Raw genomic sequence first — 18,313 nt, 5'->3', positions numbered from 1 at the left:
CGTCGAAGGCCGCCGGCACCTGCACGGCGAACACGGCGGCGACGCCGGTGAGCACGACCGCAGATCCGATCACCGCGCCCGGTCGACGGGCGAGGCGCCCGACCGTCGCGCCGATCGGCTTCGCCATCCGGTCGTGGGTGTCGACGACCGGAACGTCGCCGACCCGCTCCCCCGCCTTGCGCCGTTGGACCAGGAACGGCACGACGACCGTGACGAACACCGTGAGTGCGGCGACGACGGCGCCGACGGCCGGGAGGATGAAGACCGTGAGCAGCACCGATGCCATTCCCATCATGCCGGCGCCGAGGCCGCCTGCGAGGCGGAGCGCCGTCGCCCGCCGTCCGGGCCTCGGCTCGGGGACGCGGGCCTCGATCGCCGCCACGGCGAGCGGCGTCGCGATGCCGAGCAGCAGGTAGGCGGCCGCCAACGCGATCGCGGCGCCGACACCGAACTGGATGATCGACTCGATGCCGGCGCTGACATTCGACAGGAACGCAGCGGCGTCCGAGGTGAGTGCGAGCACGAGCGCGCCCGAGACCGCCGCCCCACCGACGACGAACGCCCGCTCGGCGCGACGCCCCTCGGCGCGCTCTTCCCGGTAGCGGCCGAGCGCATGGAACGCGAAGTCGACGCCGAACGAGATCATGGCGATCGGCACGATCAGCGACAGCACCAGGTCGTCCTTGAGCCCGATCAGGTTCGAGATGCCCTTGAGCCACACGATCAGCGCGATCAACGCTGCCGACACGGTTGCCAGCACCCAGTAGCTGCGGAACGTGAGCCCGATGACGACCAGCACGGCGAGGATCGTGAAGCCGATGAAGGGTCCGGCGATCGCTCCCTGCTCCTGCGAGGTCAGGTTGACGTCGATGGCGATCCCCCAGACGGAGAGGCCCTCGGCCGTGCGCAGGATCTCCTGCACGTCACGGTCGTACTCCTCGACGTCGGTGTCGCCGCCGAGGGTGATCGACGTGTTGCCGAACCCGAGCACCTCGTCGTCGCTGACGACCGCGGGGTTGAGCGCCGGGATGATCCAGTCGCCGTTCGGAGCCCGGGTGCTCGCCGCGGAGATGGCGAGGATCGACGAACGTTCGCCGAACCGCTCGATCAGGTCGGCACCGGCCGCCTTGACGTCGGCGTCGGTGGCGGCAGCGAGCCCGCCGGACAGCTCGTCGTCGATCAGGTCGGCCATCGTGAGGATCCCGGTGATGTCCTGGCGACTCTCGGTGTCGAAGTAGGTCAGCAGCGTCGGGCCGATCTCGGGGTCGGTGCGCAGCCGCTCGGACGCGGCGGCGAGCTCGCGCAGCGGCTCGGCCCGGAGGATGTCGCCCTCGTCGTCCTCGATGATGAACCCGACGCCGTGCGACGTCGAGACGAACGTGTCGTCCACCCGGTCGCGGGCGGTGAAGACCGGGCCGCTCGGTTCGGTCGATGCCGACTCGTCGGGGGCCAGCGCGACGAGCGGGATCGCCAGTAGGCCCGTCACGACGGCGAGCAGGCCGAGGAACGGCGCCGGCCGGCGGATCAATCGCTCGAATCGGTTCGGTCGCAGGCTGCTGTCGGCCTTCATCGTGTCTCCCGGTGGTTCAGGACGGCAGCTCGCTTGCCACTGTCAAGTTGACACTGTAAAGACCCTGGGGGTAAGGGTGCAAGAGGAGATCGCGTGACCCTCGTCACGACCCGCCGACACGGCCACGTGCTCGATCCGCCGGACTGCGCGGTCAGCGATCGACCGCGTCGAGGTCCAGCCACGCCTCGGGCCTGCCGTCGGCGACGGGCGTGGCCCGCTGGGGAGCATCGACAAGGGCCGATCAACACCCGGTCCGCCCCGCCGACGTCGTGGAGCACGAGCTGATCGGCGCCCGGTGAGACATCGACGGGGAGCACCGTCTCGAACTCGTGCTGGAGCCCGAGGTCGATGTCGATCAGCACCTGGGAGTCGAGCACGAACAGCCGATCGCCGAGCGGTGCCGCGAGCTGGAAGAAGCCACCCTGATAGGTGAACAGCCGGTCACCGGTCGTCGGCTCGACGAACGCGTACGCGCCGTCATCGAGCTCGAAGATCGCAGCGCGAACGCCGAGATGTCGAACTCGGCCGATCGGCACGCGAGCGACCTCCTCGCCGTCGTCGTCCACCGTGACGATCTCGCCGCCGGCGTCGCTCCGGATCTCGATCGAGAAGCCGCCTTCGGGTCGCTGGACCGTCAGACCGAACCGGTCGCCGGCGTCGACCAGTGAACCGAGCCTCGACGCATCCAGCCCGGTGACCGCGCTCGCCCACTCCGAGGTGTACCACTCGACGTCCAGCTCGCTGACCTGGCCGGTGGCGGCGTCGAACCGCTCGACGAGCGGAGGAACGGCGAACGGGTTGCCGATCAGCCAGGACCCGTCAACCGTCTGCTGCCCGAGTTGACCCGCTGACGGCGACGGCGATGAGTGCACCGATCCGTCGGCCGCGTCGAACAGCAGGAAGTCGCCGTCCACCCGGAACGACCAACCGGTCGTCGGGGACGCGAGACCCCTCCACTGAAACCAGCTGCTCGGGCTGTCGTACGACCCGAGGTCGACGGGACCCTCCAGCCACGCATCGACGACGACGGCCCGGCCAACCGTCTCGGCGGGGTCGTCGACGTGGACGAGCATCGTGCCGGCCGCATGGCTCACGCGGGTGACGTCGACCTCACCCCCGAAGTCTCGCTCGGCGACGAGTGTCCCGTCCGGTGCGATGACCGAGACGGTCGATCCCGACGTGACGACGATGCCGCCGTCGGGATGTGCGGCCGAATCGGACGAGCACGCCGAGGCCGCCAGCGCGACGGACGCCGCGATCGAACCGAGCCGGATCGCCGGCTGCTTCACCGCGCGTACTGGGTGACCGTGTCCGCCGCGTCGAGGAGCCAGCCGGGCCAGACGCCGACGAACAGCGTGAACGCCGCCGATGCGAGCACGGCGAGGCCGGTCGAGATCGGCACCGGCTCGCGCTGCGTGGCCTCATCGCCGGCCTCGAGCCAGACGTTGACCATGATCCGAAGGTAGAGGAACGCGGCGATGACCGCCGAGACCATCGCGATGATCGCGATCGCGTAGCTCTGCTCCTCGACCGCGGCCTGGATGACGCCCCACTTGGCGACGAAGCCGGACGTGAAGGGCACGCCGGCCTGTGCGAGCAGGAAGACCGTGAGGCAGAGCGCGATCACGGGCCGCCGGCCGGCGAGCCCCTTGAACGCCTCGATCGACGTGTCGCCGCCGTTGCTGCGGGCCACCAGGGCGACGACGGCGAACGAGCCGATCGTGAGCACCGAGTAGAGCAGCAGGTAGGTCATCACACTCGGCATGCCGTCGCCGACGATCGCTTCGCCGGCATCGTGGCCGGCCGCCTCGACCCCGACCAGGATGAAGCCGGCGTGGCTGATCGACGAGTAGGCCAGCATCCGCTTGACGTCGGTCTGGATGATCGCCAGCGCCGATCCGATCACGAGCGACAGCAGCGCCAGCGCCCAGATCGCCGGCCGCCAGTCGTCGCGGTGGAACGGCAAGGCGATGACGAGCACACGCAGCATCGCGGCGAACGCTCCGGCCTTGCCGACCGACGCCATGAACGCCGTGACGTTGGTCGGGGCACCCTCGTAGACGTCGGGGGTCCACACGTGGAAGGGCACGGCGGCAACCTTGAAGCCGAGCCCGACGATCAACAGCGCGATGCCGGCCAGGACGAGCGCGTCGTTGCCCTCGATGAGCACGCTGCCCTGGAACGACGTGATGATCTCGCCGATGTTGGTCGACTGGGTGCCGCCGTAGATGAGCGCGATGCCGTACAGGAAGAACGCCGACGCGAAGCCGCCGAGCACGAAGTACTTGATGCCCGACTCCTGGCTCGCAGTGCGTTCTCGATCCGAGGCGGCGAGCACGTAGAGCGCCAGCGAGAGCGTCTCGAGGCCGAGGAACAGCACGATCAGGTCGTTGGCGGCGCCCATCACCACGGCGCCCGTCGCGGCCACGAGGAAGAGCGCGTACACCTCGGGGCCGTCCTTGCCACCGCCCCGCAGCTCGTCGTCGGACACGAGCGCCACGAGCAGCGTCGCAGCGCACACCGTGATCGTCAGGAACTGGGTGAACGTGTCGAAGGCGAGCGCACCGCCGACCAGCGTGCCCTCGCCCTGGTCGGTGACGTCGTCCCACAGGAACATCGCGAGACCGCCGGCGACGCCGGCCGTCACCGCGGTGACGAACGCGTAGAGGCCACGTGGCCACTGTGGTGTGAGAGCACCGACGACCAGCAGGAAGAGCGCTCCGCTGACGAGGGCGATGATCGGGCTGAGGTGGAACCACTCGACGTCGGGCGACACGTAGGTGCTGCCCTGCGCGACGAGTGCGGACGTGATCGACATCACTCACCGCCCCCGTCGTCGCCGTGGTCGACCACGGCGATCTCGGCCGGCTGCGGCGACTCGTAGTCGGTCTTGTCCTCGATGTGGGTGATCAGCGATTCGACGGCGGGCTCGATCCGCTCGAGCATCGGCTTGGGGTACACGCCGGTGAACACGATGATCCCGATGAACGGCAGCAGCACCGCGGCCTCGCGGAGCTTCAGCTCGGCGAAGGTCTTGTTGTCGTCGTCGGGCTCGCCGTGGAACACGCGCTGGTAGGCCCAGAGCAGGTACAACGCGGCGAGGATCACGCCGGTGGCGGCGATCACGACGTACCACCTCGCGCTGAGGAAGGCGCCGATCAGGATCAGGTACTCACCGACGAAGCCGTTCAACCCGGGGACGCCGATCGACGAGAGCATCACCACGGTGAACGCCGCGGCGAAGATCGGGGCCACGGTCTGGATGCCCTTGAGGTCCGCGATCTCGCGGGTCTTGCGCCGCTCGTAGACCATGCCGACCAGGAGGAACAGGGCGCCGGTCGAGACGCCGTGGTTGACCATCTGCATCACCGAGCCGGTGATCGCCTGCGACGTGAACGCGAACGTCCCGAGGATGATGAACCCGAGGTGGGCGACCGACGAGAACGCGACCAGGCGTTTGAGGTCCTGCTGCATCGTCGCCGCGATGGCGCCGTAGATGATGCCGATCACCGCCAGCGTCAGCCAGATGTGGCGACTCCAGATCGAGGCCTCGGGGAAGAGGTACAGGCCGAAGCGCAGGAAGCCGTACGTGCCGAGCTTCAGCATCACCCCGGCCAGCACGACCGAGCCCGCCGTGGGTGCCTGGGTGTGCGCGTCGGGCAGCCAGGTGTGCAGTGGGAAGACCGGCACCTTCACGGCGAACGCGACCGCGAACCCGAAGAACAGCCAGCGGCCGGTGGAGGCGGCGAACTCGGCGTTCTCGGCGATCTCGACGAGGTCGAACGTCACGCCGTCGACGCCGTTGCGGCTGGCGATGAACACGGTCGCCATGATCGAGACGAGCATGAACGCGGACCCGATCATCGTGTACAGGAAGAACTTGGTCGCCGCGTAGACCCGACCCTCGTAGCCCCAGCCGCCGATCAGGAAGTACATCGGCACGAGCACGATCTCGAAGAACACGAAGAACAGGAACAGGTCGAGGCTGACGAACGAACCCATGACGCCAGCCTCGAGCAGGAGCAGCCAGGCGAAGTACGGCTTGTCCTGCGCCGGGTCGGCGTTGTGCGGGTCGATGCCGAGGATCGACAGCGGGAACAGCACGCCGGTCAGCACGATCAGGAACAGCGAGATGCCGTCGACGCCGAGGTGCCAGCCGATCCCCCACTCCTCGATCCACGGGTGGTTCGACACGAACTGGAGGCCGCTGTCGTCGCGGTCGAACTCGGCCAGCAGCCAGATGCTCATCGCCCCGGTGGCGACCGACGTGATCGCGGCGACGAGCTTCATGTACTCGGGGCGCCGCTTGGACAGCAGCGTGATCAGCGCTGCGCCGGCCGCCGGCACGATGATCAGCATCGACAGGATCGGGAAGCCGAGTGCCCCCGATGCATCAGCAGCAAGCAGTGCGTTCATCGGACGACCTCGCTGGGGCCGTGCGCACCGCAGCCGTGCCCGCTCCAGGACGGGCTTGGCCCGTCCGGTCCGCACGCATCACGCACCAACTGCGTGACGTCCGGACCGAACGGAGAGAGCGGGGCCCAGCCGAGCGAAGGAGTGAGGCCGACCATCACAACACCCCCCGGCCGATGACGAACCAGCCGAGCAGCAGCACGACGCCGACGCCGAGCACACCGGCGTAGTTGCGGACGTTGCCGCTCTGCACCTTGCGGACCTCACCGGCCGTGCCGCTGACGAGGCGGCCGACCCCGTTGACCGCACCGTCGACGACGGTCCGGTCGACCCATGCGACTGCGTCGAACACACGGCGGCCCGGGCCGCCCATGAACGCGCTGACGGTCGAGTCGTACTTCCAGCCGTCGGCGAGGATCTGCGGTTCGACCGGCTCGCGCACCTTGCGGGCATAGATCGCGTAGGCGGCCGCGATGCCGGCGACCGCACATGCGACGGCGAGGAGCGCGAGGAGCTCCTTGGCGTCGTAGGCGCTCGTCTCGGTGATCTTGGCCTCACCGGCCTCGACCACGGGGTGCAGCCAGTCCTCGAGCTTGTGACGCCAGTCCTTCGGGATGAACCCGAACGACGGCAGCTGGATGACGCCGCCGACGATCGACAGGCCTGCCAGCACGACCAGCGGGAGGAGCATGATCGGCGGCGACTCGTGCGGCTTGAACTCGCCGTGCGCGGTCTGGGCGTGCTCCTCGTCGCCCTCCGCGACCTCGTCCTCGTTGGCGTGGCTGGTCCACTTGGCCTCGCCGAAGAAGACCATGATCACCTGGCGGGTCATGTAGAACGCCGTGAGCACGGCGGTCACGATGCCGATGATGTACAGCGCCGGGCCTCGCTCGGCGAGCGTGAACAGCAGGATCTCGTCCTTCGACCAGAAGCCGGCGAACGGTGGGACGCCGGCGATCGCCAGCCAGCCGATGATGAACGTGAACGCGGTGACCGGCATGAACTTCCGGAGCGCGCCCATCCGCCGCATGTCCTGTTCCTCGTGCATGCCGTGGATCACCGAGCCCGACCCGAGGAACATCAGCGCCTTGAAGAAGGCATGGGTGACCATGTGGAAGATGGCAGCCACGAAGGCGCCCGATCCGACGGCGAGGAACATGTAGCCGAGCTGCGACACGGTGGAGTACGCCAGCACCCGCTTGATGTCGGTCTGCGCGACCGCGATGGTGGCGGCGAACAGCGCAGTGATCGCCCCCACCCAGGCGATGATCGTCGACGCCTCGGGCGCGGCAGCCGCGAGCATCGGGTTCATGCGGGTCATCAAGAACACGCCGGCGGTCACCATCGTGGCGGCATGGATCAGGGCCGACACCGGCGTGGGGCCCTCCATCGCGTCGGGGAGCCAGAGGTACAGGGGCAGCTGCGCCGACTTGCCGACGGCGCCGACGAACAACAGCAGCGCGATGCCGGTCGCCGTCGAGGTGGCGAGCAGGCCCTCCTCCGCTGCCCCGTTCAGCGCGCCGTAGCTGACCGAGCCGACAGCCTCGAACCCGAGGAACATCGCCAGCATGAAGCCCCAGTCGCCGACGCGGTTCGTCACGAACGCCTTCTTGCCGGCGGTTGCCGCCGGCTCGCGCTGGTGCCAGAACGAGATCAACAGGTAGGAGCAGGTGCCGACGCCCTCCCATCCGAGGAAGGTGACGAGCAGGTTCTCGCCGAGCACCAGCAGCGTCATCGAGAGGATGAAGAGGTTGAGGTAGAGGAAGAACTTCGAGAAGTTGGCGTCGCCGTGCATGTACCCGATGGCGAACAGGTGGATCAGGAAGCCGACCCCTGTGACGAACAACGCCATCGTGATCGAGAGCGGGTCGGCGAGGAACGCCATGTCGATCTGCAACGACGAGACGGGCACCCACGAGAACAGGGTCTCGATGTGCGACCGCTCCTCCTCGTCCATCGAGAGCAGGTCGAAGTAGGCGCCGGCTGCGACGACGAACGAGCCGAGGACCATCGTCGCGGCGAGGTAGCCCGATCGCGGTTCGCCGAGGCGGCGACCGAACAGCAGGATCAGCACGAACCCGGCGAGCGGGAAGGCGGGGATCAACCAGACGACGTCGAGCATGCCCGCCCTACCCCTTCAACTCCGCGAGGTCGTCGGCGGTCGCCCCTGGGCGGCGCTTCAGGATCGAGATGATGATGCCGAGCCCGACGACCACCTCGGCCGCCGCCACGACCAGCACGAAGAAGACCGCCGTCTGGCCGTCGATGCCGCGGTTGAGGATGTCGCCGGTCTGCGGGTCGACGAGCACCCCGAACCGCACCGCGAGCGCCACGAACGTCAGGTTGACGGCGTTGAGCATCAGCTCGACGCACATGAACATGATCAGCGGGTTGCGGCGCACCATCAGGCCGGTGGCCCCGACGCCGAACAGCACGGCGCTGAGCACCAGGTAGTACCCGGTGGTCGGCACGACGTCGGCGATGAGGACGCCGGTCATTCGGACCCCTCGCGCTTCTTCTCCTTGCGGGTCAGCAGCACCGTCCCGGCCACGGCGACGATCAGGAGGATCGACGTGAACTCGAACGCGAACACGTGGTCGCTGAACAGGTTGCGCGCCAGCTCGCGGATGTTGCTGTCGCCGTCGGCGTTGAGCGCCGTTCCCTCGGCCAGCGCGTCGCGCGCCCGGACGATCGCGGCGATGAGGAGCCCCGAGACGCCGATGCCGACGATGACGGCGAGCGGCCGCTGGATCGGGAACGGCTCGATCGAGAGATCCTCGGCCTTGTCCACGCCGAGCAGCATGATCACGAACAGGAAGAGCACGACGATCGCGCCGGCGTAGACGATCACCTGCACCGCAGCCAGGAAGTGCGCCTCGAGCGCGACGAAGTGCACGGCGATGCCGAACAGCGTCAGCACCAGGCTGAGCGCCGCGTGCACGGGGTTGGGCCGCAGGATGACGCCGAGCGCGCCCACCAGCACCATCGCCGACGCCACGACGAAGACGAGCAACTCCACTACGCCGTCTCCCCCGAACGATCACCGTTACAGAAGGTGTCTGACACCATCTGTAACGCTGACGGGTCGAACGGTGTGGCGCTCATGCGTCGGACTCCGGTTGCGGGGGTTCGGGAGTGCGCTCGCCGTGGCCGAGCTCGTTGCTCCAACCGACCACACCGCGGAACGTGGCATCGCCCGACGGCGACGTGGCGCGCATCCAGCCGGACGTCAACTCGTCCTCGCCGTCGCGCCAGTCCTCCCACGGCATGCGCTTGGGGCTGCCGTCGTCGTCGACGAGCAGCTCGTTCTTCGTGTAGATCGCGTCCTGGCGGTTGGTGAAGCTGAACTCGAACAGCTTCGTCTCGGTGATCGCCTCGGTCGGGCACGCCTCGACGCACAGGTCGCAGTGGATGCACCGCAGGTAGTTGATCTCGTACACGAAGCCGAACCGCTCGCCGGGCGACGTGGGGTGCTCGGGGTCGTTGTCGGCACCGCGGACGTAGATGCACTTGGCAGGGCAGACGCCTGCGCAGAGCTCGCACCCGATGCACTTCTCCATGCCGTCCTCGTAGCGGTTGAGGACGTGACGGCCGTGCAACCGCTCGGGCTTGTCGATCTTCCGATCGTCGTCGACGTCGGGTTCGGTGGCGCGGCCGCGCTTCTTGGCGGCGCGTCCACCCGAGTACTCGGTGGTGACGCGCTTGCCACCGAAGAGCCGATGCTGGCGGATGGTGACGGCGAACCCGTCCAAATAGCCCATCAGTACGCAGCCCCATCTCGTTCGCGGTTGCGCCGGCTGACGGTCAGCGCCGACGACAGGAGCGCATAGCCGACGGCCAGGCCGGCCAGGCAGATCGGCACGACCAGGTAGATGTTCCAGTCCTCGTCCCGGCCGAGCTCGATCGCAGCGAGCACGATGAACCAGCCGAGGGCGACCGGGATCAGCAACTTCCAGCCGAAGTCCATCAGCTGGTCGTAGCGGAGCCGCGGGAGCGTCGCCCGGAACCACACGTAGGCGTAGAGGAACGCCAGTGTCTTGAGGATCACCCACAGCGTGCCGCTCAACGGACCGGCCCAGCCGAAGATGTCGATGTCGCCGACGTGGAGCGGCTGGGGGCCGCCGAGGAACAGGGTCACCATCACGCCGCTCATCGTGATCACGTTCATGAACTCGGCGAGGAAGAACAGCGCGAACCGGATCGAGGAGTACTCGGTGTTGAACCCGCCGACCAGCTCCTGCTCGGCCTCGACCAGGTCGAAGGGCGGCCGGTTGAGCTCGGCGGTCATCGCGATGAGGAAGATGAAGAACGGGATGAAGCCGGTGGCGGCGATGTTCCAACTGGCCAGGCCGTCCTGCGCACCGACGATGCCCGACGTCGACAACGTGCCGCTCATCAGCAGCACGGCGCCGAGGCTCAGGCCGAGCGCCGCCTCGTACGAGATCATCTGGGCGGACGCACGCACCGACCCGAGCAGCGGGTACTTCGAACCCGACGCCCAGCCGGCGAGCATGATCCCGTAGACACCGATCGAGCTGAGGGCGAGCACCATCAGGATGCCGACGGGCGGGTCGACGAGCTGCACGCGGGTCACCTCGCCGAACCAGGTGACCGTGCCGTCCTTGCCGTCGGTGAAGTCCCCGCCGAGCGGGATGACCGACCACACGAGGAACGCCGGGACGAACGCGAGGAACGGCGCCAGCCGGAACACCCACTTGTCGGCCTGCTCGGGGAGCAGGTCCTCCTTGAAGAACAGCTTCGTGCCGTCGGCGAGCGTCTGGAGCAGGCCGTAGGGGCCGGCCTTGTTCGGGCCGATGCGGTTCTGCATGCCCGAGACGATCTTGCGCTCGAACCAGACCATGAACATCGTGCCGACGAGGCCGAGCACGAAGATGACGAGCACCTTGGCCGCGATGATCGCCAGGACCTTCCACCACCATTCCGACGTGTCGAGCATCGGATCCACGGCGAACAGCGAGAGCGCACTCATCGGAGCCCACTCTCGATCGATGACGCGCCCTCCCGGTGGGGGTGGCGCGGAGGGGGCGAGTGCTCGGCGCCCTCCGCCATCGGCCGAGCCGGCTCGGCCGGTCGGTCGATCACGATTGGGCGCAGCGAAGCCGCACCGGTCGATTCGTGAGAACGGAGCGAGCGAGTGATCACGACAACCGCTCCACTGATACATCCGTGACGGGGGCCGAGGCGTCGATGATCTCGTTGATGCTGGCGCCGGGCTGGTTGAAGGGCGCCCAGATCGTGCCGCGCTGCACGCTCTCGTCGGCGACGAGCGGCAGCACGACCGAGCCCTTGGCGCTGACCAGCTTCACGTCGACGCCGTCGGACTCGCCGACCCGCGCGAGGTCGGCCGGGTGCATGTGGGCGCCAGCGCCGATCGGGAGCTTGGCCAGTGACGGCGACATGGCGGTTCCGATCGCCCGATCGTAGAGCTTGCGGCTGACGACGAGCCGGAAGTCGTAGCCCCGAGGCAGTTGCTCACCGGCCTCGGGGGCGACGAACTCGACCGGGCCGCTCACCGCGAGCACGCCTTCGGGATCGGCATCGATCGCTGCCACGGTCGCGCCCGCGTACGCCGGAACCGCCTCGGCGATCGCGGCGGTCGCGCCGTCGACGGTGGTGAAGCCCACATCGTGGCCGAGGTCGAGCGCCAGCTCGGTCGCGATCATCCAGTCGGGACGCGCCGTGCCGTGCACGGTGACCTTCTGGCTGACGCGCGAGACCCGGCCTTCGAGGTTCGTCGTCGTGCCGTCCTGCTCGCCGAACGCCGCTGCCGGGAGGACGACGTCGGCCTGCTGGGTGGACTCGGACATGAACGTGTCGATCGAGACGACCCGTCGCGCCCCCGCGAGCGCTCGGCGGGCGAGGTCGGCGTCGGGGCAGTCGTTGATCGGGTCGGCGCCGAGCAGGACCAGCAGGTCGAGCTTGCCGGCGGCTGCCGCTTCGAGCGTGGCGAGCGCTGCGTGCCCGGCGTCTGCCGGTGCGAGCCCGAGCTGCAGCGCGCCGACGACGTTGCCGCGGCGCAGCGCCGGCAGCACCGTGGCCGACGGGACCGCATCGAGCACGCTGTGGACCGCTGCCATCGCGGTCGCCTCGGACGCCGCGAGGTTGTCGCGGCCGGCGACGACGACGACATCACCGGAGGCCAGCTGGTCGAGCACATCGGGTTCGGCGAGCGTCGACGAGATCGACTGGGGAGCGGCGCCGGGCAGGTGCTCGACGTGGCGCCAGGCGTACCTGGTGAGCCCGGTCGTCTTCGAGGAGAACTCGATCACCTTCGTGCGGCCCTTCTCGACCGCGTCGCGGAGGCGCAGGAAGAGCACCGGCAGCTCCTCCTTGAGGTCGGGTCCGACCACGATGACCGTCGGCGCGTTCGCAGCCTGTTCGATCGTGGCCCGTGGCGCGCCGAGGATCTCGACCGGGAGACCGTCGCCGAGTTGGGCGTCGCGACGGGTGATGCCCAGGGCGTCGGCCAGCTTCGCCCACGCGAACGCGTCCTCGTTGGTGCCGCGGGCGCCACCGAGCAACCCGATCGAGTCGGGACCGCCGTTGTCCAGCGCTTCGGTGACGATGCGCGCCACGAGCGCCATCGCGCCGCTCCACGTCGTGGATGCGAGGCCGGCCTCGCCGCGCACCATCGGGTCGGAGATGCGATGATCGGATTCGATCGACTCGAAGTTGAAGCGACCCCGGTCGCACAGCCAGCCCCAGTTCACCGACTCGACGTCGACCCCCTGGAAGCGCAGCAGCTGGTCACGGCTCGAATGGACCGAGATGCGGCAGCCGACCGAGCACGTCGTGCAGGTGGACTCGACCTGCTCGAGATCCCATGGGCGGGCCTTGAACCGGTAGGGCTTCGCGGTCAGCGCGCCGACCGGGCAGATCTGCACGGTGTTGCCCGAGAAGTAGGACGCGAACGGCTCGTCGGGGAACGTGTTGACCTGGGTGGCGTTGCCGCGGTCGATGAAGTGGATCAGCTTGTCACCGGCGACCTCGTCGGCGAAGCGAGTGCAGCGATCGCACAGGATGCAGCGCTCGCGGTCGAGGAACACGTGGTCACTGATCGGGATCGGCTTCTCGTAGTGCCGCTTCTGTTCGACGTAGCGGCTCTCGGCGGGGCCGTGGCTGAAGGCCTGGTCCTGCAACGGGCATTCGCCACCCTTGTCGCAGACCGGGCAGTCGAGGGGATGATTGGCGAGCAGCAGCTCGAGCATGCCCTCCTGGGCGCGCTTGGCGGTGTCGGACTCGGTCTCGACGACCATGTCGGGCGAGACCGTGATCATGCAGCTCGGCTGCAGCATCGGGCCGCGACCGGTGTCGACCTCGACCATGCACTGTCGGCACATGCCGACCGAGCTCATGCGCGGGTGATAGCAGAACCGAGGGATGTACTCGCCGTGGCGGTCGGCGGCAGCGATGATCAGCTCACCCTTGCGGGCAGTGATCTCGCGCCCGTTCAGGGTGATGCTGACCGCGTTCGGATCCGGCTCAGGGCCCGGCGCCTCGGAGGCGGCCTCGTTGGCGTCAGCGGACTCGTTGGCGTCAGCGGCCTCGCTAGCGTCAGCGGACTCGTTGGCCTCGACCTCCTCGGTCGTGTCGTCGGTGGACTCGTCGATGGTCTCGTCGCTCAACTCAGTCACCTCCTGCGGCGGTGACGGGGATCGTGGTACGGACCTCGCGTTTGGTGACGATCGCGTCGAACTCCTCGGGGAACAGCGTCATGGCCGAGTGGATCGGCACGTAGGCCGACGGCCCGACGAAGCAGATCGTCGTCATCTTGTACGGGAACGGCGTCGCCTCGAGGCCGAGCCGCTCGCTCGCCGCGTGCGGCATTGCGCCCGGGCAGATCGATCGACCGACCTCGCGGATCGTGTCGAGATCGGCATCGGTGCCGTTGCCGGCGACGATCCGCTCGACGATGCGGTACAGCCAGGTGCCGCCCTCGCGGCACGGCACGCACTTGCCGCACGACTCGTGGGCGTAGAACTTCACCAGCGTCAGCGCGGCCCTCGGGATGTCGGTGGTCGAGTCCATCACCATCACGGCACCCGAGCCGAGCATCGAACCGGCCGAGCCGGCGTCGCGACCCTCGAACGGGATGTCGAGCTGATCGGGCAGGAACCAGGGGGCCGAGCCTCCACCCGGCACGAACGCCTTGAGCTCGTTGTCCTCGCGGATGCCCCGTGCGAAGTGCTCGCCGTAGAGCAGGTCGCGGAACGTGGTCGAGCCGTTGACGATCTCGTAGACGCCGGGGCGCTTCACGTGGCCCGACACGGCGATCATGCGCGTGCCGGGTGACGTCTCGGTGCCGATGGCGGTGTAGGCAGCCGATCCGTTGGCGGCGATGAACGGCAGGTTGGCCAGCGTCTCGACGTTGTTGACGATCGTCGGCTTGCCGTACAGCCCGATGGCCGCCGGGAAGTACGGCGGCTTGAGACGCGGCATGCCGCGCTCGCCCTCGAGCGACTCGATCAGCGCTGTCTCCTCACCGACGACGTAGGCGCCGGCACCCCAGTGGAGGATCACGTCGACGCTGAAGTCGGTGCCGAGGATGTTCTTGCCGGCGTACCCGGCTGCGTACGCCTCGTCGAGCGCCTTGGCGACGCGTTCGTGCGCCAGCGCCATCTCGCCGCGGATGTAGAGGAAGCACTGCGACAGACCGGCGGCGTAGCACGCGATGAGGCTGCCCTCGATCAGCTGGTGCGGGTCGAGCTCCATCAGCAGGCGGTCCTTGTACGTGCCCGGCTCGGACTCGTCGCCGTTGACGACGAGGTAGCGCGGCCACACGCCTTGCGGGGTGAAGCCCCACTTCACGCCGGCCGGGAAGCCGGCGCCACCGCGGCCGAGCAGCGTCGACTTGCGGACCTCGTCGTGCACGTCCTCGGGCTTCGCGTCGAGCGCCTTGCGCAGCCCCTCGTAGCCGCCGGTCGCGAGGTACCGCTCGAGCGTGTACGAGTCCTCGTACTTGAAGCGCGACGTGACGATCTGCGGCCGGTCACCGTCGTCGTAGTACCCCGCGGCCCAGGGGTACGGATACGGGGTCTCGGGGGTGACACTCACGTCTCGCTCCAACCAACGTCACAGTTGGTGTCAGACACCAACTGTGACGCAACTCGACGAGTTCGACCCGTGCTCGAACAGCACAGTTGGTGTCTGACACCAACTGTGACGCGCACGCGCACGCGCTCGCGACACGCAACTGTCACCACCGCCATCACGAATCCTCCGTGATCGTGATCCAGGCCGGCGCGCCGTCGACCTCGTCGGGCGGCACGGCGCCGACCTGCTTGTCGGCCGGGATGTGCTGCCGGTTGCGGCCGAGCGTGCCGTGTGGTGGGACCTCGTCGTCGAGTGCACCGGAGCGGAGGTCGTCGACGAGGCGGTCGAACTGCTCGTGCGTCACCCGGAAGCGGTGCCGGTAGTTGACCTGCAGCGTCGGCGCCTCGGTGCACGCCGCCTGGCACTCGGCGTGCTGCAGCGTGATCAGCCCGTCGTCGGTGGTACTGCCGGCCTTGATGCCGAGCGTGTGCTCGGCGTGGTGCATCAGGTCGTCGGCGCCCATCAGCGCACACGACATCGTGCCGCAGATGTTGATCAGGTACTTGCCGGTCGGCTCGAAGCGGAACATCTCGTAGAACGACGCCGTGCCGTACACCTCGGCCGGCGTGACGTCGATCAGCTCGGCGACGTGGCGCATCGCCTCCCGCGTGACGTACCCGTTCTGCTCCTGTGAGAGATGCACGAGCGGGATCAACGCCGACTTCTGCTTCGGATACCGAGCGATGATCTCCTTCGCCAGCGCCACGTTCGAATCAGTGAGGCGACTCATGCGGCGCCCCTCACGCGACGCGAGTGCGTCACGTCACAGTTGGTGTCAGACACCAACTGTGCTCTCGGAGCACAGGTCGAACCCGTCGCGTCGGGGCACAGTTGGTGTCTGACACCAACTGTGACGTGAGCTCGCCCGCAACACGCAACCGTCACCGCCGCCGTCATCGGTCCACGTCTCCCAACACCGGATCGACGGAGCTGATCACCGCCACTGCGTCGGCGACCAACCCGCCGCGCATCATGTGGGGGAGGCACTGGATGTTGACGAAGCTCGGCGCACGCATGTGCATGCGGTACGGCGTCGGCGATCCGTCCGAAGCGATGTAGCAACCGATCTCCCCACGGGGCGACTCGATGCCGACGTAGACCTCGCCCTCGGGCACCTTGAAGCCCTCGGTGAAGATCTTGAAGTGGTGGATCAGCGCCTCCATCGACTCGTCGATGCGGACCCTGGGCGGCGGCGTGACCTTCTTGTCCTGGATGCGGTAGTCGCCCTCGGGCATGCGGTCGAGGATCTGACGCACGATCTTCATCGACTCGCGGATCTCGTTGAGGCGGATCGCGTACCGGTCGAACGCGTCGCCGTAGGTGCCGACGATGACGTCGAATTCCATCTCCTCATAGCGGAGGTACGGCATGTCGCGGCGCAGGTCCCACGGCACACCCGCCGAGCGGAGGATCGGGCCGGTGGCACCGAGCGCCAGCGCCTCGTCGGGGGTGATGACACCGACGCCCTGCAGCCGCTCGCGCCAGATCGGCTGACCGGTCATCAACGTGTCGTACTCCTCGAGCCGCTCGGGGATCAGGTCGAGCAGCCGCAGCACGTCGTCGCGCCAACCCGGCGGCAGGTCGGCGGCGAGCCCGCCCGGCCGGATGAAGTTGTGGTTCATCCGCAGGCCGGTGACCTTCTGGAAGAAGCGCAGGACCTCCTCGCGCTCCCGCCAGCCGTAGATCATCATCGAGACGGCGCCGAGGTCCATGCCGTTCGTCGCCATGAACAGCAGGTGGCTGCTCATCCGGTTTAGCTCGGCGAGCAGCATCCGCATCCACACGGCTCGCTCGGGGATGTCGCCGTCGATGCCGAGCAGCTGCTCGGTGGCCATCGAGAACACGAGCTCGTTGGCCATCGGCGAGAGGTAGTCCATGCGGGTCACGTTGGTGCCGCCCTGCATGAACGTGAGCTGCTCGCCGGTCTTCTCCATGCCGGTGTGGAGGTAGCCGATGATCGGCTTGCAGCGCAGCACGGTCTCGCCCTGCAGCTCGAGCATGAGCCGCAGCACGCCGTGCGTCGACGGGTGCTGCGGGCCCATGTTGATGATCATCGTCTGGTCTTCGTCGGGGTCGTCCGGCAGGTCGCCCAGCTGCGCGGCTTCCGCCTCGCTCATCCGCAGCACCGACCCGACCTCGCGCATCAGCTCGCGCGCCGTCGTCTGCGAGCGCGGCTTGATCTCCTGCTCGCCCTCGGTGGTGCGTGCGACGTCAGGTGTGACAGTCACGGCATCCTCCAACCCACGTCACAGTTGGTGTCAGACACCACCTGTGACCCGACGCAACGGGTTCGACCCGTGCTCGAACATCACAGTTGGTGTCTGACACCAACTGTGACGCGTACGCGCTCGCGACACGCGATGTCACCACGTCCATCACGCGTGGCTCCCCTTGAACTGGACCGGGATCTGGCCGATCTCGAAGTCCTTCCGGAGCGGGTGGCCGACCCAGTCCTCGGGCATCAGGATCCGGGTCATGTCGGGATGGTCGGTGAAGTCGACACCGAACATGTCGAACACCTCGCGCTCCATGGCCTCCGACCCCGGGTGGATGTCGAACAGCGACGGGAGGACGGCGTCGGACTCCGGTACCTGGACCCGCAACCGGATGCGACGGCGGTTCGTGATGTCGAGCAGGTTGACCACGACTTCGAACCGTTCGGCACCGACGCCCTCCGGCAGCGGCCGACCGGGATACTCGAGGTAGTCGACCGCGGTGAGGTCGATGCACATCGCGTAGCCGTCGTCGGCGAGCTGCTTCACGACGTCGAGGTACTGCTCCCGGCTCGGATGCAACACCGTCTGCCCGCGGCTGTCCGACACGGGACAGCCGTACATCTCGGGCGCCTGCTCGGTCTCCTCGACCGATCCGTCCTCGGCCGCGATGGTGGTGTCGTCACTCACGCGTACGGCCTCACTTGCTCCCGAGCAGGACGGGGATCGACGTCGGGGCGATCTCCTCGACGTGCAGGTTGGCGCCGGCACCGGTCTCGTCGCGGCGGCGCAGGATCTCGCCGTCCTCGATCTTCTGGTGCAACGTCTCGATCGCGTGGATCAGCGTCTCCGGCGTCGGGGGGCAGCCTGGCGCGTAGACGTCGACGGGGACGACCTGGTCGACGCCCTGGACGATCGCGTAGTTGTTGAACATGCCGCCCGAGCTCGCGCACACGCCCATCGAGATGACCCACTTCGGCTCCATCATCTGGTCGTAGACCTG

The 18,313-nt window shown here is 68.1% G+C and carries 14 protein-coding genes and 2 pseudogenes; all 16 read right to left on the bottom strand.

The window, feature by feature from the left end:
• Positions 1–1,570 (bottom strand): MMPL family transporter (locus tag QNJ12_RS18435; RefSeq protein ID WP_300624862.1); only part of this gene is annotated, 1,570 nt, incomplete at its 3' end.
• On the bottom strand, positions 1,567–2,859 hold the full coding sequence (locus QNJ12_RS18430) for a hypothetical protein (RefSeq protein ID WP_300624860.1): 1,293 nt from the start codon (positions 2,857–2,859) through the stop codon (positions 1,567–1,569). The genes QNJ12_RS18430 and QNJ12_RS18435, both read right to left, overlap by 4 nt.
• Complete coding sequence (locus QNJ12_RS18425; RefSeq protein ID WP_300624858.1) at positions 2,856–4,388, bottom strand: NADH-quinone oxidoreductase subunit N; 1,533 nt, start codon at positions 4,386–4,388, stop codon at positions 2,856–2,858. Before QNJ12_RS18425 ends, QNJ12_RS18430 begins: the two co-directional genes overlap by 4 nt.
• A complete protein-coding gene (locus QNJ12_RS18420) occupies positions 4,388–5,986 on the bottom strand; it encodes an NADH-quinone oxidoreductase subunit M (protein WP_300624856.1) in 1,599 nt (532 codons plus the stop codon). Before QNJ12_RS18420 ends, QNJ12_RS18425 begins: the two co-directional genes overlap by 1 nt.
• Positions 5,987–6,140: 154 nt before the next feature.
• The gene (gene nuoL, locus QNJ12_RS18415) at positions 6,141–8,105 is read right to left on the bottom strand and encodes an NADH-quinone oxidoreductase subunit L (protein ID WP_300624854.1); all 1,965 of its coding nucleotides are present in this window, start codon (positions 8,103–8,105) and stop codon (positions 6,141–6,143) included.
• A gap of 7 nt (positions 8,106–8,112) precedes the next feature.
• On the bottom strand, positions 8,113–8,481 hold the full coding sequence (nuoK, locus tag QNJ12_RS18410) for an NADH-quinone oxidoreductase subunit NuoK (RefSeq protein WP_300624852.1): 369 nt from the start codon (positions 8,479–8,481) through the stop codon (positions 8,113–8,115).
• Positions 8,478–9,002, bottom strand: coding sequence for an NADH-quinone oxidoreductase subunit J (locus QNJ12_RS18405; protein WP_300624851.1), 525 nt, complete (start codon positions 9,000–9,002; stop codon positions 8,478–8,480). Before QNJ12_RS18405 ends, nuoK begins: the two co-directional genes overlap by 4 nt.
• An 82-nt stretch (positions 9,003–9,084) precedes the next feature.
• Positions 9,085–9,591 (bottom strand): annotated as a pseudogene (locus tag QNJ12_RS18400) (NADH-quinone oxidoreductase subunit I); the annotation flags it as partial.
• Positions 9,560–9,760 (bottom strand): annotated as a pseudogene (locus QNJ12_RS23790) (hypothetical protein); the annotation flags it as partial. The pseudogenes QNJ12_RS18400 and QNJ12_RS23790, both read right to left, overlap by 32 nt.
• Positions 9,744–10,973, bottom strand: coding sequence for an NADH-quinone oxidoreductase subunit NuoH (gene nuoH / locus QNJ12_RS18395; RefSeq protein WP_300624849.1), 1,230 nt, complete (start codon positions 10,971–10,973; stop codon positions 9,744–9,746). The pseudogene QNJ12_RS23790 and the gene nuoH, both read right to left, overlap by 17 nt.
• A gap of 169 nt (positions 10,974–11,142) precedes the next feature.
• Positions 11,143–13,629 (bottom strand): NADH-quinone oxidoreductase subunit NuoG, encoded by a 2,487-nt coding sequence (gene nuoG / locus QNJ12_RS18390; RefSeq protein ID WP_300624847.1) that lies wholly within the window; start codon positions 13,627–13,629, stop codon positions 11,143–11,145.
• 1 nt (position 13,630) lies between these two features.
• Positions 13,631–15,058: an NADH-ubiquinone oxidoreductase-F iron-sulfur binding region domain-containing protein gene (locus tag QNJ12_RS18385; RefSeq protein WP_300624846.1), complete on the bottom strand. Its 1,428-nt coding sequence runs from the start codon at positions 15,056–15,058 to the stop codon at positions 13,631–13,633.
• A 154-nt stretch (positions 15,059–15,212) separates the two neighbouring features.
• The gene (nuoE, locus tag QNJ12_RS18380) at positions 15,213–15,827 is read right to left on the bottom strand and encodes an NAD(P)H-dependent oxidoreductase subunit E (RefSeq protein WP_300624845.1); all 615 of its coding nucleotides are present in this window, start codon (positions 15,825–15,827) and stop codon (positions 15,213–15,215) included.
• A 163-nt stretch (positions 15,828–15,990) separates the two neighbouring features.
• Positions 15,991–17,325, bottom strand: coding sequence for an NADH dehydrogenase (quinone) subunit D (gene nuoD / locus QNJ12_RS18375; RefSeq protein WP_300624843.1), 1,335 nt, complete (start codon positions 17,323–17,325; stop codon positions 15,991–15,993).
• 147 nt (positions 17,326–17,472) lie between these two features.
• Positions 17,473–18,000 carry an NADH-quinone oxidoreductase subunit C gene (locus QNJ12_RS18370; RefSeq protein WP_300624841.1) on the bottom strand — a complete coding sequence of 176 codons (528 nt, stop codon included), beginning with the start codon at positions 17,998–18,000 and terminating at the stop codon, positions 17,473–17,475.
• Between the two features lie 10 nt (positions 18,001–18,010).
• On the bottom strand, positions 18,011–18,313 hold a 303-nt coding region (locus QNJ12_RS18365), incomplete at its 5' end, for an NADH-quinone oxidoreductase subunit B (RefSeq protein ID WP_300624839.1).

Origin of the sequence: Ilumatobacter sp., assembly GCF_030065885.1 — a bacterium.
Taxonomy (GTDB): domain Bacteria; phylum Actinomycetota; class Acidimicrobiia; order Acidimicrobiales; family Ilumatobacteraceae; genus Ilumatobacter.
The sequence above is the reverse complement of the archived record's forward strand: the minus strand, read 5'-3'. Positions and strand labels throughout refer to the sequence as shown.